The organism is uncultured Maricaulis sp. (genome assembly GCF_905480005.1).
Classification (GTDB): domain Bacteria; phylum Pseudomonadota; class Alphaproteobacteria; order Caulobacterales; family Maricaulaceae; genus Maricaulis.
The window spans coordinates 1-19146 of record NZ_CAJQOO010000094.1 but is presented as its reverse complement, the minus strand read 5'-3'; the positions used below and the strand labels follow the sequence as shown (position 1 = coordinate 19146).

The 19146-nt window shown below is 61.6% G+C and carries 15 protein-coding genes; 7 read left to right on the top strand and 8 right to left on the bottom strand.

Going from position 1 to position 19146, the window contains the following annotated elements:
• The first annotated feature begins 11 nt into the window (after window positions 1-11).
• Both QZ266_RS08865 and QZ266_RS08860 read left to right on the top strand, forming a co-directional pair.
• Entirely contained in the window at window positions 12-1382 is a 1371-nt protein-coding gene (locus tag QZ266_RS08865) for a M28 family metallopeptidase (protein ID WP_295694122.1), read from the top strand.
• Window positions 1383-1477: 95 nt separating this feature from the next.
• A complete protein-coding gene (locus QZ266_RS08860) occupies window positions 1478-2032 on the top strand; it encodes a hypothetical protein (protein ID WP_295694120.1) in 555 nt (184 codons plus the stop codon).
• 37 nt (window positions 2033-2069) lie between these two features.
• Here QZ266_RS08860 and QZ266_RS08855 read toward each other — a convergent pair whose 3' ends face one another.
• Together QZ266_RS08855 and QZ266_RS08850 are read right to left on the bottom strand one after the other, a co-directional pair.
• The gene (locus tag QZ266_RS08855) at window positions 2070-2384 is read right to left on the bottom strand and encodes a hypothetical protein (protein WP_295694117.1); all 315 of its coding nucleotides are present in this window, start codon (window positions 2382-2384) and stop codon (window positions 2070-2072) included.
• 282 nt (window positions 2385-2666) lie between these two features.
• Entirely contained in the window at window positions 2667-3134 is a 468-nt protein-coding gene (locus tag QZ266_RS08850; protein WP_295694115.1) for a helix-turn-helix domain-containing protein, read from the bottom strand.
• A 283-nt stretch (window positions 3135-3417) separates the two neighbouring features.
• On the opposite strand from QZ266_RS08850, the gene QZ266_RS08845 reads away from it, so the two are divergent.
• Window positions 3418-4356: a bile acid:sodium symporter family protein gene (locus QZ266_RS08845; protein ID WP_295694112.1), complete on the top strand. Its 939-nt coding sequence runs from the start codon at window positions 3418-3420 to the stop codon at window positions 4354-4356.
• Window positions 4357-4368: 12 nt separating this feature from the next.
• Window positions 4369-6141, top strand: a complete 1773-nt coding sequence (locus QZ266_RS08840) for an amidohydrolase family protein (protein WP_295694110.1) — start codon at window positions 4369-4371, stop codon at window positions 6139-6141.
• Between the two features lie 212 nt (window positions 6142-6353).
• On the opposite strand, the gene QZ266_RS08835 is transcribed toward QZ266_RS08840, so the two are convergent.
• The 6 genes from QZ266_RS08835 to QZ266_RS08810 all read right to left on the bottom strand — a co-directional run bounded on the left by QZ266_RS08835 (window position 6354) and on the right by QZ266_RS08810 (window position 14289).
• Window positions 6354-8480, bottom strand: coding sequence for a beta-propeller domain-containing protein (locus QZ266_RS08835; RefSeq protein WP_295694107.1), 2127 nt, complete (start codon window positions 8478-8480; stop codon window positions 6354-6356).
• A gap of 171 nt (window positions 8481-8651) precedes the next feature.
• Window positions 8652-8999: a DUF6481 family protein gene (locus tag QZ266_RS08830; RefSeq protein ID WP_301064049.1), complete on the bottom strand. Its 348-nt coding sequence runs from the start codon at window positions 8997-8999 to the stop codon at window positions 8652-8654.
• 241 nt (window positions 9000-9240) lie between these two features.
• The gene (locus QZ266_RS08825) at window positions 9241-9999 is read right to left on the bottom strand and encodes an SDR family NAD(P)-dependent oxidoreductase (RefSeq protein ID WP_295694103.1); all 759 of its coding nucleotides are present in this window, start codon (window positions 9997-9999) and stop codon (window positions 9241-9243) included.
• 7 nt (window positions 10000-10006) lie between these two features.
• Window positions 10007-11428 carry a coniferyl aldehyde dehydrogenase gene (locus tag QZ266_RS08820; RefSeq protein ID WP_295694100.1) on the bottom strand — a complete coding sequence of 474 codons (1422 nt, stop codon included), beginning with the start codon at window positions 11426-11428 and terminating at the stop codon, window positions 10007-10009.
• A 10-nt stretch (window positions 11429-11438) separates the two neighbouring features.
• Entirely contained in the window at window positions 11439-13043 is a 1605-nt protein-coding gene (locus QZ266_RS08815; protein ID WP_295694097.1) for a choline dehydrogenase, read from the bottom strand.
• Window positions 13030-14289 carry a serine hydrolase gene (locus tag QZ266_RS08810; protein ID WP_295694095.1) on the bottom strand — a complete coding sequence of 420 codons (1260 nt, stop codon included), beginning with the start codon at window positions 14287-14289 and terminating at the stop codon, window positions 13030-13032. Before QZ266_RS08810 ends, QZ266_RS08815 begins: the two co-directional genes overlap by 14 nt.
• A 247-nt stretch (window positions 14290-14536) precedes the next feature.
• On the opposite strand from QZ266_RS08810, the gene QZ266_RS08805 reads away from it, so the two are divergent.
• From QZ266_RS08805 to QZ266_RS08795, 3 genes are all read left to right on the top strand, one after another.
• A complete protein-coding gene (locus QZ266_RS08805) occupies window positions 14537-17257 on the top strand; it encodes a TonB-dependent receptor (RefSeq protein WP_295694093.1) in 2721 nt (906 codons plus the stop codon).
• Between the two features lie 81 nt (window positions 17258-17338).
• Entirely contained in the window at window positions 17339-17767 is a 429-nt protein-coding gene (locus QZ266_RS08800; protein WP_295694090.1) for a hypothetical protein, read from the top strand.
• Between the two features lie 2 nt (window positions 17768-17769).
• Window positions 17770-18708, top strand: coding sequence for a sterol desaturase family protein (locus tag QZ266_RS08795; protein ID WP_295694087.1), 939 nt, complete (start codon window positions 17770-17772; stop codon window positions 18706-18708).
• Window positions 18709-19146: the final 438 nt, after the last annotated feature.

The window sequence follows — 19146 nt, the reverse complement described above, 5'->3', positions numbered from 1 at the left end:
GGGAGGGACATATGAAACTCGTTACCGCAGCCGCCCTGTCGGCATTGATTGCCGCACCAGCCCTGACCCAGGAGCATGCGCCGCCGGCTGAAGTCCTTGCCGTACATGACCATGTCGCCGCGGTGTCGGCCGACCGCATCGAGGCGGACATTCGGACCCTGGCCGAATTCGGCACGCGTCACACCCTGTCCGAGACGGAGAGTGACACGCGTGGAATCGGCGCGGCACGGCGCTGGATCTTTGACGAGTTCGAGCGCATTTCGGCGGCGTGTGGCGGCTGTCTGGAGGTGATGTACATCTCGGACACGATTTCCGGGACGCGGCGTATTCCCGATCCGACCGAGGTCGTTTCCGTGATCGCCATCCAGCGAGGGCGTATCGATCCCGATCGCTATGTGGTGGTGTCCGGTGATATCGACAGCCGGGTCACCGATCCGCTCGACGGCACATCGGACAGCCCGGGTGCCAATGACAATGCGTCCGGCATGGCCGGTGCCATCGAGGCCGCGCGCGTGCTCAGCCAGCACGAATTTGACGGGTCCATCATCTATGCCGGCCTGGCCGGCGAGGAGCAGGGCCTGTTCGGCGGCCAGATCGTGGCCGCCCACGCCATCGAGAATGGTTGGCGTATCAAGGGCGTGCTCAATAACGACATGATCGGCAATATTGCCGGCATCAATGGCGTCATCAACAACACCACGGCGCGCGTATTTTCCGAAGGCACGCGGGACGTTGAGACGCCGGAAGAAGCCACGGCCCGGCGGTTCCGGGGCGGGGAAGTCGACAGTGCCTCGCGCAATCTGGCCCGTTTCGTTGACCGCACGGCTGACCAATACATCCCCAATCTCGATGTGATGATGGTCTATCGGCTCGACCGTTTCGCCCGTGGCGGTCATCACCGACCCTTCAATGCCGTCGGTTACCCCGCTGTCCGGATCATGGAGACCAATGAGCATTATGATCGCCAGCATCAGGACCTGCGTACCGAAGACGGTCGGCCCTATGGCGATACGATTGACGGCGTTGATTTCGATCATGCTGCGCGTCTGACCGCGCTCAATGTGGCGGTGCTGGCCCAGATGGCCGGGGCTCCGCCTTTCCCCGCCAATGTCACGATTGAGGGCGCGGTTCAGCCATCGACAACGCTCAGCTGGACCATGGCCGAGGGCGATGGCGCGGAAAACCTGTCCGGTTATCGCATCTACTGGCGCCTGACCGACCAGCCGCAATGGCAGTGGAGCCGCTTTGTCGGTCGCACTGACAGCTACACGCTGGAGAATGTCGTGATCGACAATTATTTCTTCGGCGTCTCGGCGGTTGCACTGGATGGCTCGGAAACGCCGGTCGTCTTCCCGGGAGCTGCGGGCTCATTCGGCAATTAGATTGGGCCATTCGTCCCAGCAGCGGCGCGCACCGGTGGTCTGCGTCGCTGCGCGGGGCCACACTCCGCCGCATCTGAACCAACAGGATGCGGATCATGATCAGGACATGGCTGGCCAGCGCGACGCTCGCTTTCGCCCCGGGTGGCGCCGGGGCTTGGAATGATGATCCGGGGCCGCAGGCCGGGCAGATGACGCCGTCACTGACCGACCGCCTTGCCCCGGAGTTGGGCCGGTTTGCGGTCACCAATTGGGTTGTGAGCGGTCCCGGCGAGATGGCCGAGCTTCATTTTACCGTCGACACCCGGCCGGCCCTGGGCGGGCAAGGGGTGCGCACAGTCTGGCGCGTCGCGGAGGATGGCGCCTTCTTCGGCGAACTGACCCGTATCCTCGACCCGGAAACCGACGAAGTCGTGCAGCACTGGTTCGCGACTGCCCGCGGCGAATGGGCGGTCACGCGTCAGGCCGTGAGCTTCTCGGCAGACGGGCATGGATCAGAATTTACCGGTGAGGATGGCTATGGCGCGTTCGACGCGCGTACGCGGACCACACACAATGCCGATGGGAGTTATGGCTGGACGATCGAGCGGCGCTATCCGGGCACGGCGTGGTTCCTGGTCGATCGCGGCGAAGCCGTGCCCGTGGCGGATTGACGGACGGGGCAGGGCCCGCCCGTCTGCTCCTGCCTGCCTAGTCGCGCGTCACAATGGTGTAGGTCACCGTTTCACCGGTGGCGGCATTGACGCCGGACCAGCTGGCGCCAACTGCCTCGGCCTCACCGAGCGGCGCGCACCCGCCTTCGCCCGTGCTGCGTTCGAAGCAGAGTTCATTGTCATTAACCCACCAGGTACCGGAAATCCCGATATTGGTGGTGTAGGTCCCGTCAGCATCGAAATAGGTGATGTAGCTGCCCTGGGTCGTGGAGACTTCCAGCGCATTGGCGACAAGCGTGTCGACCGGCGACGCTTGCAGCGCGGTGGCGAGAAGAAGTGAACTGATCAGCATGATATATTCCCCTGGTCGGTGCGGTTGATTGATTGCGGCAGAATCGCCGTTTCCAGCACTCGGAATGACCATAGGCGGCGAATTCGCCTGCCTCAATACATGCGTTCAAGAATTTCGCGTGACAGGGGATGCCGGCTGTGTCGCCAGGCCTACGGGCGGGCGCGCCGACGGGCGCTCCAGCGCGTTGCTGCGCGCACAGGGGCGGAGACCGTCGGCGATTGGGTCGCCGGCAGATCCGGAAACGGGGGTCAGGCGTATGCTGACCGGGTCTGCCTCGGGAGGCTAGCCGGCTTCGCGAATGGAACGACCGCGCGGGTCACGCCCGGCGATGTCACGATGGGTGACTTCCTCGCCGCTCTGGTTGGCCACACTCATCGGTGCGAGCTGTTCGCCGGTCCGGGCATCATAGACTTCCAGCGGAAGCCCGTCATCGCCATAAACCCATTTGTCTCCCCATTGCTGCATCGCCATGAGGATGGGGAAAAGCGCCTCGCCGCGCTCGGTCAGGACATATTCCTGACGCTGTCCACGGACACCGACTTCCTCGCGTGCCATGATGCCGTTCTCGACCAGCTTGTTGAGTCGGTCAGTCAGGATGTTTTTGGCAATGCCGGTGCTCTCGTGAAAATCACTGAACCGGCGCGCGCCCTTCATGGCATCCCGCACGATCAGGAGCGTCCACCAATCGCCCACCTGATTCAAAGTCTGCGCGATCGCGCACGACATTTCATCAAAACGTTTCCGACCCATTCCCGGTCCCCCAAAAACCTGGCCGCTGCCCGTGCGGCGTGCTCATACAAAAAATCCAAACCAATCGCGCCAACCAGCCCCCACGGCCAGATGTTGTGCGATCAAGCCTTACGCGCAAGTGTGTGAAACGGTGTCCACGGCGCACGTAAATGTCCAATCACAGGATACAGGCTGAGATGAATTTGGCGACCCCTCATGTTGACATGACAACTGGTTAGCCGGCCTACGAGGCGGTATTTCGACTTTTGGTTAATCTGACAAGTTATTGACAGGGCAGGAATTTATGGACGTCGCCGCGATAGACCAATTGCAGGTAATAGTTGATGACCAGTCGCGGCTGGGCATCGCTTTCATTCTCTTTGTGATGATGTTCTCCGTCGCCTTGTCGCTGAGGCTGACGGATTTCGTCCTTGTACGCCGTCAGCCTTTGCGGGTGCTTGGTGGTGTCGCGGCCCAATTGATCGGTTTGCCGCTTCTCACCCTGGGCCTGATCCTGCTGATCTCCCCGCCGGCCAGCATTGCCCTCGGCATGCTGGTCGTCGCCAGTTGCCCGGGCGGCAATATTTCCAATGTGCTGACTCGCGCGGCCGGTGGGAACACGGCCTATTCGGTGACATTGACAGCGATATCGAGCGTCTCCGCCGCGGTGATGACCCCGGTCTCGATCCTGATCTGGTCGAGCTTGTACCCGCCGGTTGATGCGCTTGTTGAGGCCTTGCACGTTGATCCCCTGCCATTCTTCGCCCAGACCGCAGTCCTTCTGGCCGTGCCGCTGGCGCTCGGCATGGCGCTCAATGCCTGGAAGCCAGCCATGGCAGAGCGCATGAGTCGCGTTCTCGGCCCGGTGGGCCTGGCCTGCATCGCGCTTCTGGTCCTGGTCGGGATCGTCCAGAACTGGCCGGTCTTCCTGGCAGCCGGTGCGGTCGTCATCCCGATTGTCATTCTTCACAACAGCGCGGCTTTCGCACTCGGCTGGCTGAGCGGCCGCGCCATGGGGATGGAGGGCGCCCGGCGACGGTCCCTGACCTTCGAGGTCGGTATCCAGAATGCCGGCCTTGGCCTGGTCATCCTGCTCAGCCAGTTCGACGGGGTCGGCGGCGCGGCTGCCATTATCGGGACCTGGAGCATCTGGCACCTGATCGGTGGCTCACTGCTCGCGGGCTTGTTCCGCTGGTCCGATTCGCGGAAACTCCGGGCAAACGCCAAAGAGCGTGAAACCTGACGGGAGGCATCGATGTACGATCTCAAGATTACGGGCGGCGAAATCCATGACGGAACGGGCGGGGAGGCGGTGCACGCCGACATCGCCATCACGGACGGACGGATCGCCGCAATTGGCGCAGATCTCGGCCCGGCCGAGCGCACGCTGGAGGCCGGCGGAAAGCTGGTCACGCCGGGTTTCATCGACATTCACACCCATTATGACGGTCAGGCCAGCTGGGACGGTCAGCTTCGGCCTTCGATCGATCATGGCGTCACCACCGCCGTGATGGGCAATTGCGGGGTCGGCTTTGCGCCGGTGCGCGAGGCCGATCACGACAAGCTGATCAAGTTGATGGAAGGCGTCGAGGACATTCCCGGTACGGCCCTGCATGAGGGGCTGACCTGGGACTGGGAGAGCTTCCCGGATTATCTCGATGCGCTGGCGAAGATCCCGCGGACCATCGATATCGCGGCCATGGTCCCGCATGACCCGCTGCGCGTTTATGTGATGGGTGATCGGGCCGTTCATTCCGAGCCGGCCAATGATGCCGATATCGCCGAGATGCGCCGCCTGACCCGCGAGGCGCTCGAGGCCGGAGCGGTCGGTTTCGCGACCGGGCGTTCGGACGTCCACAAGACCGCCGATGGAGAATGGACCCCGTCGTCGGAGTCCACGCGTGAGGAATTGACCGGAATCGCCCAGGCCTTCAACGGTCTTGATTTCGGGGTCGTGCAGGCGGTTTCAGACTTCAATCTGGAGCGCGGTGAGCAGGATTTCGACGATGAGTGGAGCATCATTGCCGACTACGCAAAGGCCTCGGGCCGGCCCTTCTCCTTCTCGCTCATGCAGCGCGACTTCGCGCCGGACCAATGGCTCAAGCTGATTGCCCGGACCGAAAAGCTGAAGGATGAGGGTGTTGATGCCCGCATGCAGGTCGCCCCGCGCGCGATTGGTGTTTTCCTTGGCTTCAATTGCACCTTCCACCCCTTCATGGGCTATCCCAGCTACAAGACCATCGCGGACCTGCCACTGGCCGATCGCGTCGCGCGGATGAAGGCGCCGGAATTCAAGGCGCAGATCTTGTCAGAGACGACCGACAAGCTGTCGGGACCCGGCTCGTCAGTTCCGCCGCTGGCCGACATGCTGATGGAGCATATCGAGTTCGTGGCCGAGAAATTCTTCCAGCTCGGCAATCCGCCGGATTACGAGCAATCAGGCGAGAACTCCCTTGCTGCGCGGGCCCGGGAAAAAGGCGTCTCCCTGATGGAGATGATCTATGACACCTTGCTCGAGCGCGACGGCCATGAGCTGATCTACCTGCCGCTCTATAACTATACCGAGCTCAATTACGACAATGTGCTCAAGATGATGGAGCACCCCCAGGCGCTTTATGGCCTGTCCGATGGCGGCGCCCATGTCGGCACGGTCTGCGATGCCTCCATGCCGACCTATCTGCTCACCCACTGGACCCGCGACCGCAAGCGCGGCCGCAAGCTGGACCTGCCGCGCGTGGTCCGCATGCTGACCGGCGCCCAGGCCGACTATATGGGCATGAATGATCGTGGCTATTTGCGTGAGGGGCTGAAGGCCGACCTCAACATCATCGATCTCGACCGCCTGCAGATGGAACCGCCCCATATGGAGCGCGACCTGCCCGCCGGCGGTCAGCGCTTGCTGCAGGGTGCCACCGGCTACACCGCGACCATTGTCGCCGGCGAGGTGGTGATGGAAGAGGGCAAGCTCACCGGCGCCATGCCGGGCACGGTTTACCGCGCGGGCCAGCAGGCGCTGGCGGCGGAGTAGGGGATACTGCTTCGCTTCGCCGGAAAGGGGGGGCTTGCACTCCTATCGCTTTGCGTAGCTCGGGTCGGTTGCTTTGCCTTGCTGGCGCTGACGGATTGATGATGCGCTCGTCTTTGCTGACTTCTTCGAGATTGGTGCAAAGGGCGCGTCGCCCGATGCGTAAATGGGGGTCTACACGATACCGGGGCGCTTGGTTATTGACCCAAGCCTGATCAGTTCGCGCCAGACCCGTCCATTGTGTGCGTGCTCGCAGCCTGCCTATTCGGACGGATCGGCAGCGGTGCGGTGAGGTCAACGCGCCGCACAGGCTTGATGCGGTCACCTGACAACCCGCCTTCGACAATCTCGGTGCTCAAGAGGGCGAAGATGCGCCCTTGGGTGAAGATGGGGCGCGAATTGCCATACCAGTCGATGCAGGACACCTCGCATTCATAGTCGGGGTGTTCAGCGGCGTCGTCAGAGAGCGGTTCAAGCGTGCCGAGCGCCGTGAAGCCCGTTTCGTCATCAAGGCTCAGAAAGCTCAACTCGGAGGCGGTGCTGCGCCACCAGTAGCGAAAGGCCGGACCCGGTTCGAGTTCGGTCGGTAGGCCGAGAAGTGCGGTGCCATCGGCACGGCGTGTGAAGTTGAAGGCGTGGGATCTACCCTCCGTCTCCAGCCGCCCCGGCAGGAGGGTTGTTGCCGCCCGTTGCAAGCCGTCTGTGGTTGTCAAATGGGAGACCCGCAGGCCTTCGCGATGGACATAGCCGGTTGCGATCAGGCCTGTGTCGATTGTTTCCAGTCTCAATAGCGAATGCGTAAGTGTCAGGCTCGACGTGTTGGTTGGGTCGTCGAGCGGGACCATCATCAAATGAGCTGGTTTTCGCGCGGTTTCGTCCCACCAGGGTGCGTCGCCATTCTCAACGACTGACCAGCCATAAACGAGGTGAGTACCGGTAAAGCGGTTCTCCAGGCCGGTGCCGGATTCCGCACCGGGAAGCGCTGTGTATCGGTCCGAAGCGGCTTCACGGAACCGCGTCGAGAAGGCCCTGTCCGGGATTGATATCAGCGAAACCTGGGTAATCGCACGATCAAATTCGCGGTCGCCAAGGGAGTCATAGGCACAATGCGCATCCTCCAAAGCGACCAGATTGCGGAGTTGACCGCCATATTCGGCGAAGCTGAACTGGTCGAAAGGAAAGCCGCGTGTGCCGACGACTGCCAAGTCTCCGGTTTCGAGCGACATACGATAAATGCCGCCTGGCGGCACCATCTCGGGTGTCAATGTTTCCCGCATTGTACATGAGCGGCCCCGAACCGGGAGGTCGTCAGCGTAGTGGCCCTCCCAGCTTCCTCCCGTCCAGAGATAGGCATGCTCGCCGCTTACATAGAGTTCCGAGGTCGGGCCGGCGATGAAGGCCTGCGTTTGGCAATCAAGGTCGGCCTGGTCACCGCGACCGAGCTCACACACTGATATCGTGTGAATAGTCGGCTCAATGATCGGCAGAACGGGGCGATAGATTTCCCTCGCATCAAAGAGTGGACGGCGATTGTCTGGCTGCCCGTCTTCGGACGTCCAGCGACGCAGGACGGGCCAGCCGGCAGGGTCGATACTGTCCATGTCGCTGACCTGGTAGGGCATATGAATCACGAGCCGCCCGTCGATTATGCGCGTGGCGTAATTGTCGACATCGTAATAATCGCTCGATGAAATCAGGAAGCTGCCGAGACGCGAGAAATATCCGGTCGCATCCATTTCCAGCACGGTTACCTCGCTGGCTTGATCCTCGTAGGAATAGCCTGTCACGATGATGCGATTGTCGGTAACGAGCATCTCGTCGATCCAGACCCGGCGCTCCGGGTCGACATAGACGTCGAGACGATCCGTGAATGCCAGGCCGGGGGCACCATCTGGCTGCAGATTGACGGAAAACAGGCGCCCGTCCTGCAGTACGACGAGGAAATCGCCGATCTGCTTGACGATATCGCCCTCGTCGACCCCGACCGTCTGATTATTTGTGATGACCGGATTGGGCGTTGCGATGCGGGAACCGGTAACGACGATTGTGTCGCATGCGTCACCCTCATCGTCATCACAGGCCCAACTTGGGAGGCTCGGCTTCGATTTCGACATGAGATCGTCGGCCCAGTAGAGGCCCCATTCCTCTGCCAGTTCGCCGACCCGGTGGAGGTAGCGCCGGAAATCGTGCTCGCCTGCGAATTGCGTTAGCTCGACCGTTGCCAGTGACTGCAGGCGCGGATCCTCATATGGCAGTGTCTCTCCGCCGGGTTGGGCAATGGCTTGGCTCGCCAGGCCAGCGAGACCCGCCAGGGCTGCGATGGATTTCAAGCTGAGTGACATGCTCTTCCCCCGGACGAACGCCAAACGACGCCCGAAAGCGCGGGCACCATCCCAAAGGATGAGCGACCAGTCGCTAACGGACAAGGCAAAATCGAGGGTTGCAACCGCGAAAGAAGCGAGCCCGAATGCCGGGCCCATGCGCTTCTATCGCGTCGTGTATCAGCGCGATCTCTAGCGCTTGCGTGCCTTGCGTGCGGCGTAGCGTTGGTCGCGTTCGGCTTTCTTGGCGGCGGCTTCTGCGACGAGCGCGTCGGCGGCGGCTTTTTCGGCGACGAGGGCGGCGGCTTCGGCTTCAGCCTGTTCGGCGAGCTTGCGGGCCTCGGTTTCAGCCTTCACGCGCTCACGTTCAATGCGGCGCTCTTCGCGAGCCTTTGCGGCTGCCACGCGCTCTGCGCGCTTGGCAGCGTGCTGCGGATCGTCGAGGGCCGGCTTGGCCTTGAATTTTTCCAGAAGCTTTTTCTTGGCTTCAGCTGCGTTCTTATTTCGGTCGGCGAAGCTCGGATTTGCGTAGTTTTTCAAACTATTGTCTTCCTTGAGACTGTGAAGCGCCAGCCCGGCCGGCTGCCTGCAATGACGCTCGGGGCCCTTACTGCCTGCGCGAACCCGCGCGCACAACCCCGTACGGTCTCATATTCGATGGGCGCGCAATCCTTCGTTTCAGGACCGGAGCCGGTGAACGCCCGTTCGCGGGAGGATATATCGGCGGTCCGAGCGGTCTTGCGGGGCTTGCCGGATCGGCGTGACGGCGGGTGCCATAGTGCTAGCGGACATAACTCGCGCCATTGATATCAATGCAGCTGCCGGTGGCGCTGCGGCAGGCACCGGAGGCGAGGAAGGCGCACATGGCCGCGATCTCGTCTGGCTGGGCGAGGTCGCCGATCGGAATTTCTGCCTTCGCCCGAGCGCGATCGTCTTCATGCTGCGGCCCCATGCGGGTATCGATCCAGCCGGGCGCCAGGGCATAGGCATAGACGCCGTCACCGCCCCATTGCCGGGCGATGGTCTTGGTCAGCGAGAGCAAGGCGCCCTTGGACGCGCCATAGGCCATGTGTTCGCGATCTTCCCCGCGATAACCGGCGCGGCTGGCAATATTGACGATCGAACCGCCGCCGGACGCCACCATTTCCGGGATCGCAGCCCGGCAGATATCGGCCACCGCCATCAGATTGACCTGCAGCGTGGTCGCCCAATTGCGCTCCCAGTCGGCATCCGACGAGTCCAGCGGGCTGGCCCAGTGGATGCCGGCATTGTTGATGATGATGTCGAGACGACCGGACGCCATGTGCAGGGCGGCGTCATAGAGATCACGACCGGCCCCGGGTTGGGACAAGTCGGCCTGGATGGCACCGAGCGCCGCCGGACCGATGGCCTGAACGGCCTGGTCTGCATCCGCCATGTTCTGATTGCCGTGCAACACGACTTCAGCACCCTGGGCGGCAAACATGTGCGCGGCGGCGAGGCCGACGCCATGGCTGGAGCCGGTGATCAGGGCACGCTTGCCCGCGAGTTGTCCGGTCATGAAACCCCTATTTCATCTGCTTCTTGGCGACGCTCTCGAACATCTTGCCATAGGGCGGAGCAAGCAGCCGCGACGGGTGCCATTTGCCGGTCCGGAAGACGGAGCGTTCATGGCTGAAGGTCATGAAGCCAGCCTCGCCATGATAGGCGCCCTGTCCGGATGCGCCGATCCCGCCAAAGGGCAGGTCGGGGACCGAAAGATGGAGCAGGTTGATATTCACGCCGACACCGCCAGACAGCGTGTTGTCGAGCACACGGTCAGCCTGGGTCTTGTCGGTCGAATAGACATAGAGCGCCAGCGGGTGGTCGTGATCCGCGACATATTCGGTCGCCGCGTCCAGTTCCGTATAGCCATTGATCGGCAAGATGGGTCCGAAGATTTCCTCGGTCATCAGGCGACAATCAGCCGGTGGGTTGAGGACCACGGTCGGCGGGATCTTGCGTGCGGCCTTGGCCGCGTCCGCATCATGCTCCGGCTGGAGGATTTCTGCGCCGCCGGCCCGGGCCTCCTCGATCATGTCATTGAGGCGCGCATAGTGCCGGTCCGAGACGATGGCCGTGTAGGCGTCGTCGGTGGCCGCATCCTTGAACTGGTGGGCTGCGACCTTGATGATCGCTTCGCCGAGCGCGCTTTCCGTCCCTTTCGGTGTCAGTACATAATCCGGTGCGACACAGGTCTGGCCGGCATTGAAAAGCTTGCCCCAGCCGATCGACTTGGCCGCTGAATCCGTCGGATAGCCCGGCGTCACGATGGCCGGCGACTTGCCGCCCAGTTCCAGCGTGACCGGCACCAGGTTTTCCGCCGCTGCCATCGCAACCAGCCGGCCAACCTGGGTCGAGCCGGTGTAGAAGAGATGGTCGAACTTCAATTTGGTGAAAGCCTCACCAACCGCGGGCCCGCCGGTAATGACAGTGACGTGGTCTTCCTCGAAGGCTTCGGCGAGCAAGGTCTTCATCAACTCGGCCATCGCCGGCGTGTATTCCGACGGCTTGATCATCGCCCGGCAGCCGGCGGCGAGGGCGGCAACCAGAGGCGCCATCGCAAGTTGGAAAGGGTAGTTCCACGGCGAGACAATGCCGACCACGCCCTTGGGCTCACGCCGGATCATGGCCGAGCCCGGCATCAGCGTCATCGGCACGCCGACCTTGCGCGGCTTGGACCATTTGCCGAGATGCTTCTTGGCATGCCCCGCGTCCTGGATGACGAAGGCGATCTCGGCGATCACGCTTTCCTGCTTGGCCCGATTGCCGAAATCACGGCTGATCGCTTCGGCGATGGCATCGGCATGGGTGCGGCACAAATCGGCGACCCGGTCGAGATCCGCCTTTCGCTTGTCCAGTGGGCGGTGACGCTCGGCCCGGAAGGCCGCCTTCTGGGCGGTCAGGAGGGCTTTCATGCGTTCGATCTGTTTGGCTTCAGCTTCACTCATCAGAGCCTCCTCAGGAATTGTCTTCAGCAATCATTGCGGCCGCTCGGGTCGCGATCATGATGGTCGGGGCATTGGTGTTGCCGCCGACAAGGCGCGGCATGACCGACGCGTCGACGACGCGCAGTCCGTCGATCCCCTTGACCCGGCAGCGACTGTCGGTGACGGCCAGATCGCCTGAACCCATCGCACAGGTCGATGTCGGGTGATAGAGCGTCTCCGCCCGGGCCCGGACATCATCGCGCAATTGCGACATGGTGGTGATATCCGCTCCGGGATAGCGTTCTTCCTTGCGATCATGGTCGAAGGCCGGGGCGTTGAGAATGTCGCGGACCTTGGCCAGGCCATCGGTGAGCACGTCGAGATCAAACTCCTCGGCCAGATAGTTCGGCTGGATCGCCGGATGCTCGTTGGGGTCGGTACTTTTCAGCGTGATCTCGCCGCGGCTCTTGGGATAGAGCTGGCAGACATGAAGGGTGATGCCATGTCCGCGTGTCTTCTCCATCCCGTGGGGGTTGGAAATGGCGGGAATGAAGACCAGCTGCAGATCGGGCAGGTCCTCGGCAAAGGCGGACTTGATGAAAGCGCCACCCTGGACCGGATTGACTGTGAACGGGCCGTCCCCGCGCAGGGCCCAGCGGCTGACCATGTACATATGGTGAGGCAGGGAGCGGACCGAATTGCCGATTGACGTCGACGAATTGGTCCAGACCTGGGCCGTTACATCGAGATGATCCTGCAGGTTCTTGCCGACACCGGGAAGGTCATGCTCGACACTGACGCCGGCCGCACGAAGCTCGTCAGCCGGGCCGATCCCGGACAGGAGCAGGGTCTGGGGTGAGTTGATCGCACCGCCGGACAGGATGACTTCCCTGGCGGCATTGAGGGTGCGGACTTCGCCTTCGATCTCGACCTCGACGCCGGTCGCACGTCCGCCATCGATGACCACGCGACGCACCAGAGCACCGGTCTGAACCGAACAATTCTCGCGCTCCAGTGCCGGGCGGAGAAAGGCATCGGCGGCCGAACAGCGCTTATTCCCGCGCTGGGTGACCTGGTAGGGGCCAAACCCTTCCTGTTGCGGTCCGTTGAAGTCGTCATTGCGCTTGTATTGCAGCTGATCTGCGGCTTTCAGGAAATCCTGGGTCAGCGGGTTGAGCGGTTCGATGTCCTGGACCCAGAGCGGGCCTCCGCTTCCGTGCAGCTCGCTTTCGCCGCGGGTCTGGTGCTGGACCTCCTTGAAGGCGGGCAGGGCGGTCTCCCAACCCCAGCCCTCGGCGCCATATTCGCGCTCCCACTCGTCGTAATTCTCCGGCGCGCCGCGCATGTAATGCATGGCGTTGATGGAGGAGGAGCCGCCCAGCGTCTTGCCACGGGGCCAGTGAAGAACCCGGTCATTCAGGTGTTCTTGCGGTTCGGTCCAATAGCCCCAGTTGAACTGCTCACCGGTGACCGCATATTGCAGCAGCATCGGCGTGCGGATGATCGGAGAATTGTCGCTGCCGCCAGCCTCCAGGACGAGAACCGAAACAGACGGGTCCCGCGACAGGCGTTCGGCAACCGTGCAGCCGGCCGAACCTGCGCCACAGATGATGTAGTCGAAATCAGCCTTGCTCATCATCAGCCTCCCTATCGACATCAGTGTTTGCGGTGATCGGATCGCCATACTGGGCGGCGAGGGCGCGCATGGCGATGATGGACTCTTCGGTCCGGCCACCCCATTCCGTGTCCGCCGCGGTGCGCGCGATCACGATGTTGCGGCGCTCATCGACCCAGACATACTGACCGTAAACGCCGGCCATGAAGTATTCGCCGTCATGATTGTCCGGCACCCAGAAATGCAGGCCATAGCCGCGATGGGCATAGACTGACTCCGGTCCGGCCTCCTGGAAGGGGGCATTGGGCCGGGTGGCTTGATTGACCCAGCCTTCAGGGAGCAGGCGCTCACCCTCCCAGACGCCATCTTGAAGGTAGAACTGACCGAAACGGGCATAGTCCTCCAATGTGGCATTGAGGCAGCAATAGCCGATCGCCATCCCGTTCTCGCCGGGAATATTCTGGTTCCAGTAAGCATCTCCCGTCATGCCGAGCGGTGCCCAGATACGCGCTTCAACGACTCCGGCGAGCGTGTCGTTATAGACACCGCGCACGACGGCAGAGAGAACCTGCGTGTTGGCGCTGACATAATGAAGGTCTTCACCGGCAGTGCGATCGCGCTCGATCTCGCCGACCAGCCGATCGATGTTCTGACCGTATATATTGGCACCGAGGAAAAGTCGGCGAATGTCCGAATTCGGCGCGTTGTAATCTTCCTCGAAATCCATGCCGGCTGACATCATGAGAAGGTGACGCAGCGTGGTGTCGCCATAATCGCTGCCGCCATATTGCGGCGCGAACATTTCAGCGCTCTGGTCGAGATTGGCAATCCGGCCATCCTGCATCGCCATGGCGATCAGGGTTGCGACGAAACTCTTGCCAACGGACCAGGAGGTGTGACGCGTATCGGCGTCGGCACCGAGGCGATAGGTCTCGTGCACGACCTCGCCATTGTGCAGCACCATCAGGCCGGTCGTGTCGCTGTCGGCCATCCAGTCATCGACCGTGCGATCGGCGTCGCCAAAGCGGTAGCCAACGGAAACCTGCTGAAGGTTTCTCCCCAGATAGGTGGCCGATTCGGATGGATTGATCGCGCGATAGGGGAAAACCTCCCCCATGTTCGAAAATGTTTCCACGAGGTGTTCTGGCTGCGTTGCCGCCTGGATTTCCGCCGGTGAATAGTCCGACCAGGGGCGGTAGAACCAGCCGGCGGCCGACAATGCGAGTAGCGCCAAAATAGCGACTAAACCAATGATAAGTTTCTTCATTTTTCTCCCCATGACAGCGATTTGAACGCTGTTCACTAAACAAGGTAACAGAGTTGGGACAGGAGAAAAGGGTGAGATTTCCGCTCGAAATTCAAATCACCGGGTGAGGTATCCATGCATCAGGCCGGGCATGTTTTTTGCGAGACGGGGATAAACCGGCTGACAGAGGTGTCGAGCGGTGTTCATATATTGGACAGATGCGCGGAATGGTTGGCTAATAAAACCGCGCCATAGGGGAGAAATTCCAATGAAAATGTTTTCCAAAGCCGTCGCGATGGGCACGACGGCAATTCTGACCGGGCTTTTTGCGGGTAGCGCAATGGCACAGGTCGACGTGATTACAGTGACGTCCCAGAAGCGCGAGCAGACGCTTCAGGACACACCGGTTTCCGTCGCTGTCGTCACCGGTGCACAGATCGAGCAGTCGCAGATCCGCGACGCCGCGGATCTCCAGACGCTGGTGCCTGCACTGCGCGTCTCCGAGTTCGCGACCTCGACCAATACCGAATTCAATTTGCGCGGCATCGGTACGTCGAGCTTCAATCCGGGCCTCGAGCCGTCCGTCGGTGTCTTCATCGATGGCGTCTATCGTCCGCGTTCGGGTTCCGCGATCAACGACCTGATGTCGGTTGAGCGCGTCGAGGTCATTCGTGGCCCGCAGTCCACCATCTTCGGCCGCAACACGCCGGCCGGTGTGGTCAGCGTCATCACGATGGCGCCGGACTTTGATTTCAACTATGCCGGTGAAGTGACGGTCGGAAATTACGGCATGCGCCAGGCGCGCGGCACGGTGACCGGGCCGCTCAGCGACAACATGGCCTTCCGTCTCGACGGCAATGTGCACCAGAATGACGGCTATATCGACGTCGTGGACGGCCGCGAGGCCAATAACCGCGACCGGATGAGCTTCCGGGGTCAGCTGCTCTTCAATCCGAGCGACAACACCGAAGTGCGCATCATCGCCGACTGGGGTGATATCAACGAAAATTGCTGTGCGGCTCCGTTCGCCTTTTATGACCCGATCGACCTCGGGGCCCTTATTGGTCTTGGCGGCACCGCTGTGCCGGCCGATCCCAATGGCGGCGATCGCATCGCGATCGATGGCGGGCTCAACACCGAGCTGGTCACGCAGGGCATCTCGGCCCAGGTCGAGCACGATTTCGACGGCTTCACCTTCACCTCGATCACCGCATTCCGGAATTATGACGAGGACCAGCTGTTCGACGCTGACTTCTCTGACCTTGACCTGGTCAGCCTGCGCAGCATCCAGAACCAGTATGACAGCTTCACCCAGGAATTCCGCCTGACCTCGACCGGCGACAATATGGTCGACTGGATGGTCGGTGGTTTCTACTACAATAACGAGCTGAACTACGACAATTCGACGCCTTATGGCGCCGACGCCCGCACCTTCTTCGATGCGGCTTCGGCTGGCACCGTTGCAGACCTCGTCTCATCCTTCGGCCTGCCGGCTGGCACGGGTGGTGTGTCTCTGCTGGAAATCTTCCTCGACATGAACCAGGCCGCTGGCGTGGGTGCCTTCGTGCCGCTCGCTTCGGGCAATGGTGCCTTGCCGACGACCCCGGCTGAAGGCTTCATCTCGACCCAGCATGGCCTGATCTCCGAGAGCTATCAGTACAACACCAATGCCTGGTCGGCCTTCGGTCAGTTTGACTGGCACGTCACCGACCAGTTCACGGTGACGCTGGGTGGTCGTTATTCGGACGAAGACAAGGACATGACCACGGCGATCAACCAGCCGGATCCGATATCGGCCTTCTCCTTCGTCGACCTGGCCCGGGACCTGCGTCTGGTCACGCCGGGAACGTGTGACCCGGTTCTGTTTGGAGTGGTCGGTGGCGATGCCTGTGCCTATCTGGTGCCGTCCATCCTCTTCGGTCAGGCCCAGGCTGAGGCCCTTGGTGGCGATCCGACCCTGCTGAATACGCTTCTGGCCCTCGGCATCTCGCCGACCACGCCGCTGACCGAGGCACAGGCTGCCAATCCGGCCCTGAACCCGCTTCTGGGCTTCACGGCCTTCCAGAACTTCCCGCCGGTCAATGCGGGTAATTTCCCGACCTCGCGGAACGACACCAATTTCTCGGGCAATATCATCCTGTCCTATGACGTGTCGGATACGTTCAACGTCTATGCGAGCTATGCCACGGGCTTCAAGCCGGGCGGTTTCAACGTCTCGACCAATGCCGCCTTCACCGGCGTCTTCGAGTTCCAGGAAGAAACAGCCGAGAGCTTTGAAATCGGTGCCAAGGGCTCGCTCGACGATGGTCGCTTTGTCTACGCCATGGCGTATTTCAACCAGGAAGTGACCGACTTCCAGACCAATAACTTCGTCGGCAATGGCTTCGCACTTGAGAATGCCGGTTCCATCGAGGTTTCCGGTCTCGAATTCGAAGGTCAGTGGGCACCGTCCGACAATCTTCTGATCACCGGTGGTTTCACCTATCTGTTCGACAGCAAGTATGGCGAATATCTCTACGCGCCTTGCCCGGACAGCTTCGATGCGACCGATCCGAACTTCGCGCTGTGTGTCCCGGGTGCCGAGCGCACCAATGGCGCTGGCGTGACAGCCCTGTTCAACGACCTGTCCGGTCGTGATCGCGGCAATTCGGAATTCCTCGGCGCTCTGACCGCGACCTATACCCATCCGGTCGGCGAGGGCATGGAAATGTCCTGGCGCGGTGAGATGAACCACGTTTCTGACTTCGCTCACACGACCAGCCAGGATCCGCGTCCGTTCGCCAACCAGGACGGTTTCCAGCTCTATAATGCCTCCATTACCCTCGGTGCCGATGATGGCGCCTGGGCACTGCAGGTCTGGGGCCGGAACATCTTTGACGAGCAGTACACCAAGGGTGGCTTCCCGTCGGTTGGTTATCTGGGCACCAGCTACAACGCCTATCCGGGTGATCCGCAGACCTACGGCATCACCCTGCGTGTTCGCGGCTAGTGAACAGCGTTCAAATAAGCGTATGATGGCGGGCGGGACCTTTTGGGTCCCGCCCGTTTTCGTGTGACACGGAGCAATGAGATGTCGCTCATCTACCTGTTGGTTGGATCTGTTCTCGGCGTCAGCGCCATGGTCCTGATCAACGCCTGGCTGGGAATCAGCCGCTCGGCGTGTCTGACCGACCTGGAAGACGCAGCGCGCCGGCTGGATGCCGACAGGGTCGGCTTTGACGCCGGTGACGGTGTGCTGGCCGTTGACGGCGAGGGTGCCCTGATCGCCGAGCGATCCGGTGATTGCCTGGGTCTTCTGATCGCCCGTGGCAGCGATTTTGTGATCCGCTATCTGGTTCCTGGCAGTGTGCGTGACGCGGTCATTGAAGACGGCAACAGCGTGCGTCTGCGCCTCAATGATTTCGTTTTCGCGCCCGCGAAGCTGCGCTTCGAAACGGCGGATGAAGCGATGATCTGGGCTAACCGATTGTCCGCATTCCAACCGGCAGGCAGGAGCTGATCATGGAAGTGCCCGCCTTCGTCCAGAACTGGAACCCGATCACCCTGGCAATCCCGTTCTTCACCCTGTCTGTTTTTGCCGAAATGATTCATGCCCGGCTGACCGGCAAGACCCGTTTCGAGACGCGCGACACGGCGTCGAGCCTGATTATGGGGTTGGGGAATAATGTCTCTGGCATCATTTTCGGTCTCCTGCTGGGAGGCTGGTCAGTCTTTGTCTACGAAAACCGCCTGATGGATATCTCCTTTGCCTGGTGGGTCTGGGTGATTGCCGTCTTCCTCGACGACTTCCTCTACTATTGGTCGCACCGTTTCGCTCACACCGTGCGTTGGTTCTGGGCCGACCATGTCGTCCATCACTCTTCCCAGCACTACAATCTGACCACGGCTTTGCGTCAGCCCTGGATCAGCCCGTTCACGCTGAAATTCCTGTGGCTGGGGTCGGCCATGGTCTTCCTTGGCTTCCATCCGGCCATGGTCGCCTTTGTCGGCGCCATGAATCTGATCTATCAGTTCTGGATCCATACCGAGGCTATCAAGAAGTGCCCGGCCTGGTTTGAGGCGGTGATGAACACGCCGTCCCACCACCGCGTGCACCATGCGACCAATCCGATCTATCTGGACCGTAATTACGCTGGCATCTTCATCATCTGGGACAAGATGTTCGGCACCTACCAGGTCGAGCGCGACGATGAGCCTTGCCGCTATGGTATCGTCAAGAACCTCGGCACCTTCAACCCGATCAAGATCTGCCTGCATGAGTGGATGGGAATCGTGAAGGACATGGCCGGAGCAAAATCGCTCAAGGACGCCGCAATGTATCTGCTCGCTCCGCCGGGCTGGTCGCCTGACGGGTCACGGGAAACCTCAAAGAGGATCAAGGCGAAGTGGCAGGCGCGTCAGGAGACGGCGGAAAATGCCGAGGTCGAGGCGGCGGAGTAGCGGGCCAAGGCCGCGCCTCGCCCCCTGCTTGATCCGCCCAACTTATCCCCGCTGCGCGCCACTTTCCTTCTCCCGAGGGAGACCGTGGCCGGAGGCCGGATGAGGGGGGAATTCCTTGGTGTTCACCGGGATTTACCCCTCACCCTGACCCTCTCCCCGGGGAGAGGGAACGCACCACGCAGCATAAATTCCAGGAAACTTATCCTCCCCCCCTTTGACCTATGGGACACTGCCCTTGGTTTTCGGGACGGGAGGCACGAGCTCAGTCACTTGTGCCCGGAAGCGAGCGGAGCCTGCCCGCGCCTCGGGAGTGACATCCCGAAGTTCCGGCAGGGCGTGCGACCAGGTCGCGGGGCACTAAACGACCGACCCCATCTACCTGACGCATTGGAATCGGGGTGGAGACAGCCCGGGAAAACTCCGCGAACGGGATGTCGA